We start from the raw sequence: 16,782 nt of genomic DNA, 5'->3' as shown, positions 1-16,782 counted from the left end.
TCACTCCATAAATCATGGTGTTTTATGTAGATAAATCATTTTCTGGGAAATAAAGATAGGAAATTTGCGAAATCGTTAAATACTACTCCAAGAACTTTTTGTTAGGGGAAAGACCATGAAAGGATATTTAACATTTGTTTTGCACACTCATATTCCCTACGTTAGGAAGCACGGCAAGTGGCCCTTTGGAGAGGAGTGGCTCTTTGAGGCAATCTCAGAGAGCTATCTGCCCCTTCTCATGGAGCTCGAAAAACTGAGGGAGAAAGGTGTGAAGTTCGAACTTGTCATAAGCTTCACACCGGTTCTCATGGAGCAACTAAATGACGAATACCTAAAGAGTGAGTTCGAGAAGTATATGGAGAGAAAGCTAAGGGCCATGGCTAAAGATCTTGAAAAGTTCGAGGACGTCAAGCTCAAAGAGGCAATCTCCTACATGATTGGTTATTTCGAGAGGGTTTACTCCTACTGGAAGTCGATAAACGGGGATATTCTAGGTAAATTTAGAGAGCTTCAGGATGCCGGCTACGTTGAGGTAATCACCTCAGCAGCAACCCACGGCTATCTTCCCCTCCTTGATAGAGATGAAGCAATAGAGGCCCAGATACTTAATGGGATCAAGACGTACGAGAAGTACTTCGGGAGAAGGCCAAGGGGTATTTGGTTACCTGAGTGTGCTTACAGACCAGACGGCTTTTGGAGAAGTCCCAGTAGCGGTGAGGTTAGGTGGAGGAAGGGGATAGAGCACTTCTTGAAGAAGTACGGTATAGAATACTTCTTTGTCGAGAGTCATCTCGTCGATGAAGGGCCTGCGACATCAAAATATGGAAAAGTTCTTCCAGCAAAAACCAAGAAATCAACTCTGAGGCCTTACTTCCTTAAGAATGGAGTTGCGGTGTTTGCAAGGAATAGGGAAACAGGAATTCAAGTCTGGAGTGCTGACATTGGATATCCTGGGGACTTCTGGTATAGGGAGTTTCATAAGAGGGCAGAGAAAAGTGGAGGACAGTACTGGAGAGTCACTGGAACAAAGGATCTTGGGGCAAAAGAACCCTATGAACCAGAAAAAGCTTTGGAAAGGGTTGAAGAACATGCGAGGCACTTCATATCTCTCGTTAAATCCCTGTTAGAAGAGTTCGAGAGGAGAGAAAGAGATAAGGGGATAGTGGTAGCACCTTACGATACAGAGCTGTTTGGCCACTGGTGGTTTGAAGGCATTAAGTGGCTCGCCAGGGTTCTGGAGTTAGCCCCTGAAGTGGGAATAAAGACGACGACGATAAGCAACTTCTTAGATTCGTATTCCGGCGAGAAGTATGAAATAGAACTCCCAGAGGGATCCTGGGGAATGTTTGGAACACACTACACATGGTGGAATCCAGAGGTTGAGTGGACATGGCCGATAATACACTTAGCCGAGAGGAGAATGGTGTCACTTGTGAGTAGGTACCTGGGCAGAGACGATCTAACTGACAGGGTCCTCGATCAGCTGGGTAGGGAGCTGTTGCTCATAGAGGCCAGCGATTGGCAGTTCCTTATAACTACCGGCCAAGCCAAAGAATATGGAAAGAAAAGGCTCTTAGAGCATGCCCACGTCTTCCATAGGCTTGCAAACGCTTTAGAAGAATACATGGAGACCGGAACATTCGAAGAGATGGAGTTACTTGAAGAGGTTGAGGACAGAGATAAAGTTTTCAGCCCAATTGTACTTGGCCCCTATATTAGTGAGGCTCCTCCTGAGGTCCCGAAGTATATAGAGCCTCCCAAGATACCTCCAGAAACTGGAACTGGAGAAAGGGGAGAGGGGAGGTTCGCAAGTGGTCAGAGTGAGGATACCGTGAGTTTCGAGGAGTTCCTGCTATCGATAAAGGGCATTGGTCCTAAAACAGTAAAGAGGCTTAAAAAAGCTGGAATAAACTCTCTAAAAGAGCTCTCTAAATGGAGGATAGAGGATCTTGCAAAGAAAACAGGAATACCCAGGAGTAGGCTAAAAAAGATATTTAGAAGAATGAAATTAGCCTTTTAATATTTTCACGACTTTTTCTGCTACTTCCACTCCAGCCCTTTCTTGTGCCTCATATGTTGAAGCTCCTATGTGTGGAGTTAAGACGACGTTATCAAGCTTTGTTAGGGGGTGATCCTTGGGTAATGGCTCCTCCTCGTAAACATCTAATCCTGCTCCTGCTATCCATCCTTCTTGAAGGGCTTTAACCAGTGCGTTCGTGTCGACAACTGCTCCTCTTGATGCGTTGATTAATATCGCATTCTTCTTCATTAGCTTGAGCCTTTCCTCGTTTATCAGGTGGTATGTGGAGTCCAGTAGTGGGACGTGGAGTGTTATCACATCGCTCTCCTTAAGCAGAGTTTCAAGATCAACGAACTTTCCTCCAACTTCCTTCGCTCTTTCCTCGTTTGGATATATATCATATAGCAGGATGTTCATTCCTAGAGCCTTAGCTATCTTTGCAACCTGATATCCAATCCTCCCGAACCCTACGATTCCTATTGTCTTGCCCTCGAGTTCTATACCCATGCACTCCTTTTTTGCCCAAACTCCTTCCCTCATTTTCCTGTCGGCGTAGGCTATCTTTCTTGCCACAGCGAAGATTAATCCAACTGTTAACTCAGCAACACTCCTTGAGCTAGCCCCAGGAGCATTTACAACTTCAATACCCCTTTCTTTTGCCGCCTCGACGTCGATATTGTCCAAACCCACGCCTGCCCTTGCAATGACCTTAAGCTTTGGAGCATTTTCTATAACCTTTTTAGTGACTTTTGGCTTGCTCCTAACAATTATAGCCTCAACGTCTTTGACAAGCTCAATCAACTTTTCTTCATCAGGATACTCCTCGTAGATGACCTCCAATCCTGCATCCTTCAAAACCTGAATCGCCCTTTCGTGTAGGGGAGCCGCGACAAGCACCTTCATAGCTTGTCACCTCCTTTTAACTGCCATCAACATTATATGGTCGGATGCATCCTCAGCCCTATCGGCAATGTCACCAATCTTTGTGATTACTTGGTTCCAGATAAGCTTTGCGTATGTTGAAATGTCTTTGTCTGAGAAAATTTTCCTAAGTACTTCATATTCGATTTCGTCAGCTTTTTCTTCTTGTATCTCAGTCTCTTTTGCTAAGTTTAATGCTTTGTCCACATCTTTTTCAAGGGCTAGGGTTGAGAGTTTTAAATATTCAAATGTTTTGAGCGATTCACTAACAAGCTTGAGAAGGTCTTCTCTAAGATTTTTAGGAACATTTGGTTTGGCAAAAATTAGAGTGTGAGCTGCACTTTCTGCGGCGTCTGCTATATTATCTATAAGTTCGCTAAGCCTTATATAATCTCCTCTATTGGCTGGGATAAATGCTCCAGCATACAGCATTAATTCAATCTCTCTCCTAAGGTCATCTGCCTTTCCTTCATTTCTCTCGACCTCTTTAAGTAGATTTTCAGCTTTTTGGATATCCATGTCTAAGTAGGCATGGAACATTTCTCTAAATTTTTCCAATGTTTCTTCAACTGCGTTTAAGTGGTGTTCAATCTTAGTAAACACATCATTTTCCTTCCCACCGAACATTGCTTCTCAGCTCCTCTTTTGCTTTTATAAGAGCCCACAGGAGAGAATTCAGCGGTGCCTCAAGATTAACGTACCTCCCATACTCGACTATTTTGCCATTTATATAATCTATCTCGGTTCGTTTACCCCTCCATAAATCTTGAAGCGTCGAATTGTAGTTATCTTTAGTTTGTTCTAGGGTTTGAAAAAATAGTTCCATTGGTGGAACCTCAAACTCTATTCCATTTTTTAATGCAATCCTACATCCTTCCTTTATAACTTCCATGGCTGCGGATAGTAAGTATTGATTGTCTTTTATGACCCCATTCTTTATCTCTAATATACTCCCAATTGTGTTTATGGCGGAGTTAACTATTGCCTTTGCCCAAATCCATCCAATAATATTGTTAGTAATATGGGTCTCAAGCCCCGCTTTATTAAAAAGCTCTGCAATCTCACCAATAAACTCATCGTGTCCCTGGGGATATAGGCCTATGATGGTAATCCCTTTTCCCCTCCATTCAACTACTCCCGGCTCTTTAAGAATGGCACCGTTGGTTGTGATCCCGCCAATAGCTTTTCCTCCAAACCTTAGTACCTTATCTTCATTGCCTATTCCATTTTGAATGCTCAAAACCCAGGTTTCTTTAACGATGTCTTTTGCAGATTTTAGTGCGTCTTCAGTTGAGTATGCTTTCGTTGATAATATTATGAGATCAGGCTTTTCTTTAGGGATTGATGTTGTCGCGTTGATCCTTATTTCTTCATTAACGATCCCTTTTATGATTAGACCCCTTTCTTTAATCGATCTTATATGAGGGTCCCTTCCTATTAAAAGAACCTCCGCTCCAGTCCTCGCTAAAAGACCACCAAATAGCGACCCTATTGCCCCGGCTCCAAGGATATATATCTCCAATTTAATACTCCCCCATAATTAGGTTTCATAACGGGGATCTTTATAGATTTAATCATGGAATTAATACTACTTTCTTTGTTTTTGTAATTTAATCTTTAGTTAATTGGCAGTCTTTGGAGTTGTACAGTTCTAAGCCTGAGTTGATGCTGTTGGTGTCTTGGGGGAGTGAGAGCCAGCGTTTCCCTGAAAGCTCAGGATGGAGGCGGGAGGAGGGAAAGTTGGCCATAACGATCTACACAAAAGTCACGGCCAATCAGAAGATGTTCTGGTTCAACACTAATCCAAAATTACATAGTGGGAGAAAGGTAGAGATTTAAAAGGTTGATCCCGAATATACATTCAGTTATGAAGGAGGCAAAATATTGGGAACCTTTAGATGGTAAAAAAGTAAGGTGCCATCTCTGCCCCCTAAATTGTATTATAAATGAAGGAAAAAGGGGATCCTGCAGGGTTAGGGTAAATATTAATGGAAAATTGTATGCCCTGAATTATGGGAAGGTTTCATCTATAGCTCTTGATCCTATAGAAAAAAAGCCTCTTTTCCACTTTTGGCCAGGTTCCTGTGCCTTTTCAATAGGCACTGTGGGATGCAATATGCATTGTAAGCATTGTCAGAACTGGGAAATAAGTCAAGCTGATGAAAGCTTTCCTTACCTTCAAGATGCTACCCCCGAGGCAATAGTTAGGTTAGCGAAACATTATGAATGCGAGAGCATAGCTTACACGTACAATGAACCAACAATTTGGTATGAGTTCGTCCTTGACACGGCAAAGCTTGCCAAAAAAGAAGGATTAAATAATATTTTAGTTACAAATGGTTATATAAACGAAGAACCATTCAGAGAGTTAGCTCCTTATATAGATGCCATGAACATTGACATAAAGGCCTTTAACGATAGGTTTTATATGAAAATAGCTGGCGTTCCTAGTGGTGAACCAAGCAGAAAGGTAGCCGAAATAGCAAAGAATGAGTTTGGAATTCATGTGGAGCTGACTTATTTGATAATCCCAACGTTAAATGATCGGGATGAAGAAATAAGGAACTTTGCCCGTTGGGTTGTGAATAACTTGGGTGATGACACTCCTGTCCATTTCTCAAGGTTCTTTCCACATTATAAATTATTGCACCTACCTCCAACCCCCGTTGAGACTTTAGAAAAAGCTTATAAGATAGCAAGGGAGGAAGGGTTGAAGTTCGTGTACCTCGGAAACGTGCCAGGGCATAAGGGTGAAAACACGTACTGTCCAAGATGCGGAGAATTACTGATAGAAAGGTGGGGATTTGAGATCTTAAGGTACGAGATACAGGGAGGTAAATGTAAATATTGTGGGAAAAGTATCCCCATAATCGGAGAATATAAAAGGAAGAAGTACAGGGGAATGTGGTGGTAATATGATAAAATTAACGTGTACTTTTTATATTGAGGCCATGGGAAATGATAAGAAAGCCGTAGAAACTGCGATTTCTGAGATTGAAGAGAAGCTAAGAAAAGAGAAAATTGAAGTCTTAAGTGCCAAAAGGGAAGATATAATAGAGACTGAGGATCCTAAGTTTAGGTATTCGGTAGTTCTAGAAGCTAAATTCAGGGGTGATCTATCAGATATCATTAAACTTGTCTTAAAGTATGGGCCAAGCATTGTTGATGTTGAAGAGGTTGATGGGAGTGAAATTGGAGCGGAAGAGTTGGTAGATGTACTTGCGGGTATTTCTTCATTTATGGGTAAACTTATGGAGAATTTCGGAAGCTTGGCTGCTTATCCGGATCTTTCTTCACTTCCTGCTCCAAAGGTAGGATATGAAGACGAAGAAGTTGAAAAGATGATAACTGAAAAGGGCTTTATTAGGTATAGGTTTGTAATTGAGGCTTATGGGAAGGATAAAGATGAGATCGAAGAGAACATGAAAAAAGCCTTGTCATTGGAAGGTGCATATATCAACAAGTTTGCCTCAAAATTAATGGAGGAAATAAAACATGAGGATAAAAAGAGAGTAAAGCTCTTAATAGCCTTTGAGCTGTTATCTAACATTGAAACTCTTTTTATATTGACGGCAAAATATGCTCCTGTGGGCATAGTAATAGTTGAACCTGATATAATAGAGGTAACTCCAAATGAGCTACAGAATTCCTTATCTGAATTAGCCGCAATGGTTAATGAATTAATTCATAGACCTTTTTTGGCAATTGAAAAGTAGATATTATCGGCAAACACCGAAATAGCTATAGACATGGAAAGAAGCCCCTCTTATTTATTACGGCAATTAGCGAGCTTTTTTAATCATTAGAAAGGGTTTGGAACCGAAAAGTATTTATACCTTACATGGCCAGGATTTAAGTGAGCCCACCTAGGGCAGATACTACAACTTTAGGAGGTGTTGGGAGTGAAGGTAAAGAAAATCGCGGCACTTGCAGTTGGTGCCGCAGTGGCTGGTGCAACCCTTGGCCTTGCCTCAGCTCAGCCTCAGGTTCCCGAGATTCCAAAGGAATTCTTCGTTAAGGATGGCCAACCAAACGTTAAGATTGTTGTTGGTAGCGAAGGAGCTGCTATGGATGTTGTGAGTGCAGCTGACATAGCTGCTGCAATAGGAAGCCTACTCTACACGGAGAAGGACATTAAGGTTGAAGACGTTAGTGTCGTTGTGAAGAAGGACATAACAGAAGCACTTGGTAAGATACCTGTATTCAACAACTATGACACGAACTCAGCTCACTTGTATACTGAGGACATGAACCTTACTGATGTCCAGGCTTGGTGGAACGGATCCGATTTCTCAGCAAACTTTGAGAATTCAGTTTGGGCTGATGCCCTCTACAACGCTAGTGAGGACAGCGGTAATTACCTGAAGATGAGGGTTGACAACGTTGCGATGCTTGATGATACCGAGCTTTCAGCTGCACTTCAGCTCAGTGGGATTAAGCTTGTTGGCATAAATGAGACCGAAGAAAAGAAGATAGAAGACTTCAAAGACTTCGAGGTAGAGGTTCCCGAAGTAGTTGCTAACATCTCATTTGTCATATACAACTACACAATTGAGGGCCCAACCACGACTGATAAGATAACCAAGGAGAGCACAACTCCAAAGGACAACCTAATTACAAACTTAGTGCTCGATAACTCAACTCTGGGGATCTATTATCCAGACTATGAGGACTACAAGATCATCAATAAGACTGTTGTAGATGACACTGGAGTCACTGACGGAACAACTCTCAAGATCTTGGACAAGGAGTTCCCAATAATAAAGGTCGGAGAGGACGTTGTAAACGGAAAAACATGTGACGATTGCTTCACCTACGGTAAGGACTGGGGAGAGGACTACTATAATAGAGGCCAGACTGCAGAATTTGATGGGTACAAGGTAATCATCCTTGACATTGACGCTTACAAGGACAAGGCTCTCCTCAAGGTCGTAAGTCCAAGTGGCGATGAGGAGACCGTTTCACTATCCCTAGAAGAAGGAGGGACAGACTCAGTAGTCCTCTTCGATGGAGGAATTAGGATTAAGCTCCTTGACACATTCGTCGGAGTCGCTGGAACCACAAGCGTTAAGCTACACGTCTGGACCGACCTTAAGGTCTTCAAGAGCGGTGATGAAGTAGTTTCAGGCTGGGTAGCAGAGTTCAAGGTTGAGGACGGAGCAATTAAGTGGCTCGCCCTTAAGAACAAAGAATCACTTTCAGGCGACACTGTAAAGCTCTTCGATACCTATGTTGTCGACTACAAGTCAACAATCTATGGGCCTAAGAAGAGATCGGATGATAAGAAGGCTTACGCAATGGAAGCCTATGTCTACATTGAGCCGGCTGAGAGGCAGTACGACGTCGAGACGGTCTCACTTGGAGACGAGATCAGTGACACTGGATACAAGGTTGAGGACATCAAGGTTGAATTCAGCCCAACTAAGGCTTACATAGCAAACAAGATTACTGAGCCAATAACAGTCCTTGACACCGAGGTCATGGAGCAGGGTCTTGAGAACGTCAAGAGCAACCTTATCCTCGTTGGTGGCCCAGTTGTTAACAAGGTAACTGCCGCCTTGGCAGAAGACCTTGGTGTTCCAGCAGACTATGAGGGCTGGAAGGAGAAGTATGGCACCGGTGCTGAGAGCGGCCAGGTCATCTACAAGCCAGAGTGCGGTAAGATCGGCGGTTATGGCGTCGTCCTTGTCGCTGGCACTGACAGAGAAGGAACCAGAGCTGCTGCTGAGGCCCTACTTGAGTACATCTCAAAGCTCTGATTCTTTAACTTCTTTTCTTTGTTATTAGGGAGGTTCTAAGTTGAAGAGGAGTGTTCTAGTTGTCCTTTTACTTGTAATTGTACTTGGGGGGACTGTTAGCTACTACATATATGGTTATTCTAAGTTTAATGATGTGATTAACCCAAACAAGAAGGTTTTTGTTAGTAAATATATTGTCATTCAATATCCTCCTCTTGAGGATGTGGGACCTAAGTTCCTCGTTTTAAGCCCTGTAGAATATGTTAACCTTACAGTTAAGGGGTGGGAGCCTCCCAAAGGATCTAAGGGGTACTTAATTGAAGTAAAAGGGTACATAACGGGTATTCCTGAGGTCGATTTAAATTTAACGATGCTATCTAAATATGAAGAATTTACAATAGTAGTAGGGTCTCCAGAGGTTAGAGTATGCTCTTCAAATCCTAAGTCCTTCTTAGGAAACTGTGAGGATAGAACGTTGGCTGTTTCTGAAATTAGTGTTATAACTTCAATGCTTTTTAAGAGATATTACTATTGGGAAGCTTTGAAAAAAGGGCTTAACAATGAGTCTGCTAAACAGTATGCCTATGAGGAGACTATGAAGAGGAAAAATATAAGGTACCTAAGCTTTTTAACGAAAGCTAAAATAGGGCTTGGAAAACTTGGGAATAAAGAAAATCTTTGCATAGTACTAATGGGGCCTGCTGAAGGAGTTACTTCAAATGAGGTACTGATACTTAGACCCGGTTTTATAGTACTAAAAGGTAAAACTGATGGGGCATTGAGGGCAGAGGCAGTGCTAATTGAAAAACTCTTAAACATTACAATCTCTTCTTAACAACTTTTGGGAAAACTTAAAAATTAACCCTCGATAGCCGGAGTGGGGGATAAAAATGAAAGTGGGGAAAGGAGATGTCATTAGGCTACACTATACAGGCAAGGTAAAGGAAACGGGGGAGATATTTGACACTACTTATGAGAATATAGCAAAGGAAGCTGGGATTTATAATCCTAAGGGAGTTTATGGTCCAGTCCCAATTGCTGTTGGAGCAGGTCATGTTATACCTGGATTAGATAGAAGACTCGTTGGTCTCGAAGTTGGGAAAAAGTACACTATAGAAGTTCCCCCAGAAGAGGGGTTCGGAGTTAGAGATCCAAAATTAATAAAAGTATTTACCCTTGGTCAGTTTAGAAAACAGGGGATTATGCCTTTTCCTGGGCTTGAGGTAGAAGTGACAACAGATGATGGAAGGAAACTAAAGGGCAGAGTTTTGACAGTAAGTGGAGGAAGAGTTAGAGTCGACTTTAACCATCCCTTAGCAGGAAAGACGTTAATCTATGAAGTTGAAATTGTGGAAAAAATAGAGGATCCAATAGAAAAGATAAAGGCGCTGATAGGACTTAGACTGCCAATGATTAACACTAACGATGTTATAATTGAAGTGGGTGAAAAAGATGTCAAAATAGACTTTACCAAGGTCAAGATAGATCCAAAAACCCTCATTTTGGGAGAAATTCTTCTTGAGAGTGACATAAAGTTCATCGGATACGAAAAAGTCGAGTTCAAGCCAACTATGGAGGAATTACTTAAGCCAAAAGATCAAGTTGTTGAAGCTCAACCTGAAGAGACGAAAGAAGAGAGGAAAGGAGAGGAAGAAGGAGAGGGTGATGAGGCGCAATCCTCTTAAACCTCGCTCCCTCATCTTTTACCATGAATAGAGTTGATAGGTTATTGAATGATCTCAAAATAAGGCTCCCTGAGAGGGACATTCAAAAAGTGGGTAGTGTAATTTTGGCTTTTAGAGAACTAGCTAATGTTCCAGTTTCTCCAATATACCCCAGGAACTTTCATCCTGTTATAAAGCTGAAGAAAAGACTTGGAGGAATAGATAAAGAGGTTTTGATCTCTCCAATTGACTTAGTAATAATTACTGAGGCGAACATGCCCGCATGGAAGAGAGTCTTTGATTTCCACTTAGATATTGATACAGTTGAGAGGACCTCAATAAGAGGAATTGAAACTCTTTTGATAGGTAATCAAGATAACCTAAGGAGAGCCTATTCTGTTTTATCAAATATTATTCCGGCAATGAGGGAACCCCCTAAGAAGATATATTCTTTTAGAGATGAGGTCTATCTCAAATTTGAGGGGAATAAGTTTGTAAAGTTGAAAATGATTGGCTCCACCCTCGAGTTGGATTTCTACAACATGCCGTTATCTCAGCTATCGAGGATATTTGGAAGGTCGGTGTTCATTTTAGATTCTCTGTTCCATGCAAAAAATGCCACATTTTATAGGCTCCTTTTCGCAATTTCTCTTGAGACCTTTGCTCACTTTTATGAGTTCTTTATGAAGCATATATATCCGAGATTACCTCTCGAACATAAGGAATTCTTGGAAGAAATGCATGACTATAGAAATTTTCTTCAGCTCTTGTACTTCCATCTTTCCAGGATAAATGTTGATAGGATTGAGAACGAGATAGGAATCTTAATCAGAAGAAGATCTAGGCCGGAAAGACCGCTTGAACTTGGTATAATTTTTAAAGAAGGTAAGGTAGATGTTTCAGATAGAGTCATGAGGGCTCAAATAAATTTGCTGGTGTGAGATATGAGGGTGTTTATCATTAAGGCGAACGAGGCTCATACAGACTTTGATTTTAGTCTTAGGGATCTCCCAGGGACTAGCGGGCGAATTGACTTAATATGTAGGGCATTAAATGCTGCGTTTCATTTATCTCATTCTTTTCGTAAAAATGTTAGAGTTTACGTTACTTTTCTTGGTCCTCCTGATCCTCCCAAGACTATAAGATTCGAGGGATCAAAGATAAGACCTAAAATTTTAAATCCTGATGAAATTTCAATTGCAAGGATAATTGGGAAGGCGTTGAGGGTTGGAAAGGACATGAGAAATCCTACTAAAGAAATTGAGGTTCTCCCTGGGGTTTTTATAAGTAGAATGACCTTTGAAGACGTCGTTAGGAAAAATGTGAAGATGAATCTATATCTCCTTGATGAAGAGGGTAGGGATATTTCCACGTTTGTGTTTCCAAAAGATAATGTGGCTTTTATACTTGGGGATCACTTGGGCTTAACTAAGGAAGATTTATCCTTTTTAGAGGGGATTGCCGAGAAAATTAGCATAGGACCCAGGGCATACCTAACTTCCCATGTTATATCATTTGTTAACATTTACCTAGACAGGCTTGGTGTTCCATAGTCGAAAGTTTTATAAATGTACTATCAAATCTCCCTCCTGAAAATTTCCTTCTATTCTGGAACAGCTATATCAAAAGGGGTGTTGCACTTGACTGAGGAACTTAAAGGAACAACAACCGTAGGCATTGTTTGTAGAGATGGAGTGGTGCTAGCTGCCGACAAAAGGGCAAGTTTTGGAAATATTGTGTACGCCAGGAACGTTACCAAAATACATAAGATAGATGAACACTTGGCCATAGCAGGGGCTGGCAATGTTGGAGATATACTTAACTTGGTGAGATTGTTGAGGGCGGAAGCCAAGTTATATAGGGCAAATGTTGGAAAACCAATGAGTGTTAAGGGTCTAGCGACGTTGCTGGCAAATATTCTTAATGAGGCAAAGTATTTTCCATATTCTGCATGGTTTTTGGTTGGGGGATATGATAACAAGCCTAGAATTTTCTCTGTAGATATGGTGGGGGGTGTTACAGAAGACAATTATGTGGCTGCGGGTAGTGGAATGGAATTTGCATATTCAGTACTTGATTCTGGATACAAAAAGGAACTTGGTGTAAAAGAGGGCATCAAACTTGCAGTTAAGGCCATTAATATTGCAACAAAGAGGGATGTATTCTCTGGAGATGGCATTCTGGTAGTGACCATAACTAAGGAGGGCTATAAAGAAGTCCAAAACTCGGAACTGAAGACATTCCTGAGACAGTGAGGGGGTGATATATTTGATTAAGAGAGAAACTCAAGTTAATCAGATACTAAAAGACATTAGGGCTATTGTTAGCCAAATGGTTCCTAAGGAGGCAAGAATTACTGAGATAGAGTTTGAGGGACCAGAGCTCGTAATCTATGTTAAAAACCCTGAGGCTATAATGAAGAACGGAGAGTTAATTAAGGATCTGGCAAAGGTTCTTAAAAAGAGGATAAGTATTAGACCAGATCCTGAAGTTTTGTTACCCCCTGAAGAAGCTGAAAAAATGATATACGAGATTGTTCCTAAAGAGGCCGAGATTACTAATATTTCTTTTGATCCTTCTGTTGGTGAGGTGCTTATTGAGGCCAAGAAACCTGGTCTCGTTATTGGTAAAAATGGTGAGACCTTAAGGTTAATAACTCAAAAGGTCAGATGGGCCCCCAGGGTCGTTAGAACCCCTCCTCTACAAAGTCAGACGATATATTCCATAAGGCAAATCCTTCAAACCGAAAGCAAAGATAGAAGAAAGTTTCTTAGGCAAGTTGGGAGGAACATCTATAGGAAACCTGAATACAAAAGTAGGTGGATAAGAGTCACAGGTCTTGGAGGGTTTAGGGAGGTTGGTAGAAGCGCTCTTTTGGTGCAGACTGACGAGAGCTTTGTCTTGGTAGATTTTGGAGTTAATGTGGCTGCAATGAACGATCCATACAAAGCCTTTCCACACTTCGATGCACCTGAGTTTCAATACATCCTAAAAGAAGGCCTCTTAGATGCAATAATAATTACACATGCTCATCTTGACCATAGTGGAATGCTTCCCTACTTATTTAGGTACAACCTCTTTGATGGTCCAATATATACCACCCCTCCCACTAGGGATTTGATGGTTCTTCTTCAGAAAGACTTCATAGAAATCCAGCAAAGTAATGGCCAGGAGCCCCTTTATAGGCCTAGGGATATCAAGGAAGTCATAAAACACACAATAACTCTTGATTATGGCGAAGTTAGGGATATATCCCCAGATATCAGGTTAACCCTTCACAATGCGGGTCATATCTTGGGGTCAGCGATAGTCCATTTACACATTGGTAATGGTCTGCACAACATAGCAATAACTGGAGACTTTAAATTCATACCAACGAGACTCTTAGAACCAGCGAATGCAAAGTTTCCTAGGCTCGAGACCCTCATTATGGAGTCAACTTATGGTGGAAGCAATGACATCCAAATGCCAAGAGAAGAAGCAGAGAAAAGGCTCATCGAGGTGATACACCAAACCATCAAGAGGGGAGGAAAAGTACTGATTCCAGCAATGGCCGTTGGAAGAGCTCAGGAAGTTATGATGGTTCTTGAAGAATACGCACGGATAGGGGGAATTGACGTCCCAATTTATTTGGATGGCATGATCTGGGAGGCTACTGCTATTCACACGGCTTATCCAGAGTACTTAAGCAGGAGACTTAGGGAGCAGATATTCAAGGAAGGCTATAATCCATTCCTAAGCGAGATATTCCACCCAGTGGCAAACTCAAGGGAAAGACAAGATATTATAGATAGTAAAGAACCTGCAATAATAATCGCATCCTCGGGTATGCTAGTGGGAGGACCTAGCGTTGAGTACTTTAAGCAATTAGCACCAGATCCAAAGAACTCGATAATCTTTGTGAGTTATCAGGCTGAAGGGACCCTTGGAAGGCAGGTTCAAAACGGAGCTAGGGAGATCCCAATGGTTGGGGAGGAAGGTAGAACGGAAGTTATTAAAGTAAATATGGAAGTGTATACAATAGATGGCTTTTCAGGTCATGCTGATAGAAGGGAACTCATGAATTACGTTGCTAAAGTAAGACCAAGACCTGAGAGGGTAATAACAGTCCACGGAGAGCCTCAGAAATGTCTTGATCTTGCAACAAGTATACATAAGAAATTTGGACTCTCTACAAGGGCTCCAAATAACTTAGATACAATAAGGTTGAGGTGACCCTATGAAGTGCCCCGTATGTGGTAGGGAATACGAGGAAATAATACCTCCTTTTTGTATTTGTGGGGCAGAACTAGAGCTTACTTATGATTATTCTTCAATTGACATTAAAAAATGGAAAAGAAGGATCCCTGGGGTTTGGAGATATAAGGAACTTTTACCCCCAGTTAAGAAAATAATATCGCTGAGAGAGGGAGGAACACCTCTAATAAGGGCAAGAATTAGTGAAAAGCTTGGGGTTGATGTCTATATAAAAGATGAGACACGGAATCCCACTGGATCCTTCCGAGATCGACTCGCAACCGTTGCGGTATCTTACGGTTTACCCTACGCCTCCAATGGGTTTATAATAGCGAGTGATGGAAATGCTGCCGCTTCAGTTGCTGCTTATTCCGCAAGAGCCGAGAGAGAGGCTTTTGTTATAGTGCCCAGGAAGGTAGACAAAGGTAAATTAATTCAGATGATAGCCTTTGGAGCAAAGATAATAAAATATGGAGAAAGTGTGGATGATGCGATAGAATATGCCAGAGAAATTGCAAAGCTAAATGGTCTTTATAACGTAACTCCAGAGGACAACATTATTGGTCTTGAAGGCCAAAAGACAATTGCTTATGAGCTATGGGAAGAAATAAATCCAACTCACGTAGTAGTACCTACAGGAAGTGGAAGTTACTTATATTCAATATATAAAGGTTTTAGAGAGCTCCTTGAGATAGGTGTTTTAGGGGAAATGCCTAGGTTAGTGGCAGTACAGGTTGATAAATGTAATCCTATAGCAGCTGAAATCTTAGGTGTGAAAAAGGCGTGTAAGGAAATAAAAGCTCTAGGTTTATATGTTAGGAACCCAATAATGAAATCAAGGGCCGTAAAGGCGATAAAAGAGACTAAAGGAACCGCCGTTATTGTAAGTGAAGAAGAAATAGATAAAGGGGAGAAATTATTAGCAAATGAAGGGATATTTGCTGAGCTGTCTTCGGCAGTAGTAATGCCCGCTCTTTTAAAGCTTAGTGAAAGTGGGTTTGTAGAAAAAGGAGATAAAGTTGTTTTAGTTGTAACTGGGTCTGGGCTAAAGACTGGAGAAGGAGGTCGAGAAAAGTTTTCAATTGGTGGAACTAAACTTGAGATACTTAAAATATTAAAGGGGAGAGAAATGTACGCTTATGAGATATGGAAAGCTCTTGACAAACCCCTTAAATACCAGGCGGTTCATCAGCACATCAGGGAATTACGGGATCTTGGCCTCATAGATGAAGCTTACCGGAGAGGAAAAAGGATATATTATAAGTTAACAGAAAAAGGGGCTAGATTAATTGAGAACTTGAAGTAGGAGGGGATTGTATGAGAATAGTGTTTGACATTGGAGGTTCTGTTTTAATACCTGATAATATAGACGTTTCATTTATAAAAAAATTATCTTACGAGCTAATAAAAGTTAGTGAGGATCATGAAGTGGCTATTGTTGTTGGTGGCGGGAAAACAGCCAGAGAATACATAAAGGTCGCCACAGAGTTTAATGCAAGTGAGACATTCAAGGACTATATAGGAATACAAATAACTAGGGCAAATGCAATGCTTTTAATCGCTGCCTTGAGAGAAAGGGCATATCCTCAAGTAGTTGAGGATTTTTGGGAGGCTTGGAGGGCTATTCAGCTCAAGAAGATTCCAGTTATGGGGGGTACTCATCCGGGACACACAACTGATGCCGTGTCAGCTCTTCTTGCGGAGTTTTTGGGAGCAGATCTGCTAATTGTGGTTACCAATGTTGACGGAGTATATACGGATGATCCCAAAAAGAACCCAAATGCTATAAAAATACCCAAAATGAAGGCAGAAGAACTTGTAAAACTTGTAAGTGAGAGTGTCGAAAAAGCTGGCATGAGTACTGTCATTGATCCCCTTGCGGCTAAGGTGATTCTTAGGAGTGGCATTAGGACGTACGTGATAGGAAAGGAAGACGCACTTAGGATGTTTGATGTAGTAAAGGGAGATCATAGGGGGACTATAATAGAGCCTTAATCACGGAGAGTGGCGTATAACCTTGGTCATAAAATTCTTTCTATAATTTGGGAATGTTAAGTATTATGGACACAATTATGTTACATTTTGTTTTGACCTAACGTTTAATTTGTTACAATTTTTCATAATATCTTTCTGTAATTTACCAAACTGCCCTAGCATGAACGAAAAGTTTATTAGCTTGATGAATTCTTACATTCATTTGTGA

The 16,782-nt window shown here is 41.3% G+C and carries 15 protein-coding genes; 12 read left to right on the top strand and 3 right to left on the bottom strand.

Annotated elements, in window-relative coordinates; genetic code table 11:
• Nucleotides 1-115 precede the first annotated feature (115 nt).
• Nucleotides 116-2,020 carry a 1,4-alpha-glucan branching protein gene (locus P8X24_RS00655; RefSeq protein ID WP_372913610.1) on the top strand — a complete coding sequence of 635 codons (1,905 nt, stop codon included), beginning with the start codon at nucleotides 116-118 and terminating at the stop codon, nucleotides 2,018-2,020.
• On the opposite strand, the gene P8X24_RS00650 is transcribed toward P8X24_RS00655, so the two are convergent.
• The 3 genes from P8X24_RS00650 to P8X24_RS00640 are packed head-to-tail and all read right to left on the bottom strand — an operon-like array spanning nucleotide 2,009 to nucleotide 4,463.
• Nucleotides 2,009-2,923, bottom strand: a complete 915-nt coding sequence (locus P8X24_RS00650) for a D-2-hydroxyacid dehydrogenase (RefSeq protein ID WP_372913609.1) — start codon at nucleotides 2,921-2,923, stop codon at nucleotides 2,009-2,011. The two genes, P8X24_RS00655 and P8X24_RS00650, sit on opposite strands and share 12 nt — an antisense overlap.
• Before the next feature lie 6 nt (nucleotides 2,924-2,929).
• The gene (locus tag P8X24_RS00645; RefSeq protein ID WP_372913608.1) at nucleotides 2,930-3,568 is read right to left on the bottom strand and encodes a TIGR00153 family protein; all 639 of its coding nucleotides are present in this window, start codon (nucleotides 3,566-3,568) and stop codon (nucleotides 2,930-2,932) included.
• Nucleotides 3,546-4,463 carry a 2-dehydropantoate 2-reductase gene (locus P8X24_RS00640; RefSeq protein WP_372913607.1) on the bottom strand — a complete coding sequence of 306 codons (918 nt, stop codon included), beginning with the start codon at nucleotides 4,461-4,463 and terminating at the stop codon, nucleotides 3,546-3,548. Before P8X24_RS00640 ends, P8X24_RS00645 begins: the two co-directional genes overlap by 23 nt.
• Before the next feature lie 345 nt (nucleotides 4,464-4,808).
• Between P8X24_RS00640 and amrS the strand changes: the two genes are divergently transcribed.
• The 11 genes from amrS (at nucleotide 4,809) to pyrH (ending at nucleotide 16,574) form a co-directional block, all read left to right on the top strand.
• On the top strand, nucleotides 4,809-5,855 hold the full coding sequence (gene amrS, locus P8X24_RS00635) for an AmmeMemoRadiSam system radical SAM enzyme (protein WP_372913606.1): 1,047 nt from the start codon (nucleotides 4,809-4,811) through the stop codon (nucleotides 5,853-5,855).
• A gap of 1 nt (nucleotide 5,856) precedes the next feature.
• Nucleotides 5,857-6,657 carry a hypothetical protein gene (locus P8X24_RS00630; protein WP_372913605.1) on the top strand — a complete coding sequence of 267 codons (801 nt, stop codon included), beginning with the start codon at nucleotides 5,857-5,859 and terminating at the stop codon, nucleotides 6,655-6,657.
• Nucleotides 6,658-6,843: 186 nt separating this feature from the next.
• Nucleotides 6,844-8,700 carry an S-layer protein gene (locus P8X24_RS00625; RefSeq protein WP_372913604.1) on the top strand — a complete coding sequence of 619 codons (1,857 nt, stop codon included), beginning with the start codon at nucleotides 6,844-6,846 and terminating at the stop codon, nucleotides 8,698-8,700.
• 40 nt (nucleotides 8,701-8,740) lie between these two features.
• Nucleotides 8,741-9,514 (top strand): hypothetical protein, encoded by a 774-nt coding sequence (locus P8X24_RS00620; protein WP_372913603.1) that lies wholly within the window; start codon nucleotides 8,741-8,743, stop codon nucleotides 9,512-9,514.
• Between the two features lie 55 nt (nucleotides 9,515-9,569).
• The gene (locus P8X24_RS00615) at nucleotides 9,570-10,364 is read left to right on the top strand and encodes an FKBP-type peptidyl-prolyl cis-trans isomerase (protein ID WP_372913602.1); all 795 of its coding nucleotides are present in this window, start codon (nucleotides 9,570-9,572) and stop codon (nucleotides 10,362-10,364) included.
• A gap of 23 nt (nucleotides 10,365-10,387) precedes the next feature.
• Nucleotides 10,388-11,284: a hypothetical protein gene (locus P8X24_RS00610; protein WP_372913601.1), complete on the top strand. Its 897-nt coding sequence runs from the start codon at nucleotides 10,388-10,390 to the stop codon at nucleotides 11,282-11,284.
• A gap of 3 nt (nucleotides 11,285-11,287) precedes the next feature.
• Nucleotides 11,288-11,896, top strand: coding sequence for a tRNA (pseudouridine(54)-N(1))-methyltransferase TrmY (gene trmY / locus P8X24_RS00605; protein WP_372913600.1), 609 nt, complete (start codon nucleotides 11,288-11,290; stop codon nucleotides 11,894-11,896).
• 78 nt (nucleotides 11,897-11,974) lie between these two features.
• Nucleotides 11,975-12,598, top strand: coding sequence for an archaeal proteasome endopeptidase complex subunit beta (gene psmB, locus P8X24_RS00600; RefSeq protein ID WP_372914165.1), 624 nt, complete (start codon nucleotides 11,975-11,977; stop codon nucleotides 12,596-12,598).
• Nucleotides 12,599-12,611: 13 nt separating this feature from the next.
• The gene (locus tag P8X24_RS00595) at nucleotides 12,612-14,558 is read left to right on the top strand and encodes a beta-CASP ribonuclease aCPSF1 (protein ID WP_372913599.1); all 1,947 of its coding nucleotides are present in this window, start codon (nucleotides 12,612-12,614) and stop codon (nucleotides 14,556-14,558) included.
• 4 nt (nucleotides 14,559-14,562) lie between these two features.
• On the top strand, nucleotides 14,563-15,885 hold the full coding sequence (locus P8X24_RS00590) for a pyridoxal-phosphate dependent enzyme (RefSeq protein ID WP_372913598.1): 1,323 nt from the start codon (nucleotides 14,563-14,565) through the stop codon (nucleotides 15,883-15,885).
• 11 nt (nucleotides 15,886-15,896) lie between these two features.
• Nucleotides 15,897-16,574, top strand: coding sequence for a UMP kinase (pyrH, locus tag P8X24_RS00585; protein ID WP_372913597.1), 678 nt, complete (start codon nucleotides 15,897-15,899; stop codon nucleotides 16,572-16,574).
• Nucleotides 16,575-16,782 lie beyond the last annotated feature (208 nt).

The organism is Pyrococcus kukulkanii (assembly GCF_041647995.1).
In the GTDB taxonomy this organism is placed as follows: Archaea; Methanobacteriota_B; Thermococci; order Thermococcales; family Thermococcaceae; genus Pyrococcus.
Note: the sequence above shows the minus strand (reverse complement) of the source record. Positions and strands in the feature narration are given on the sequence as shown.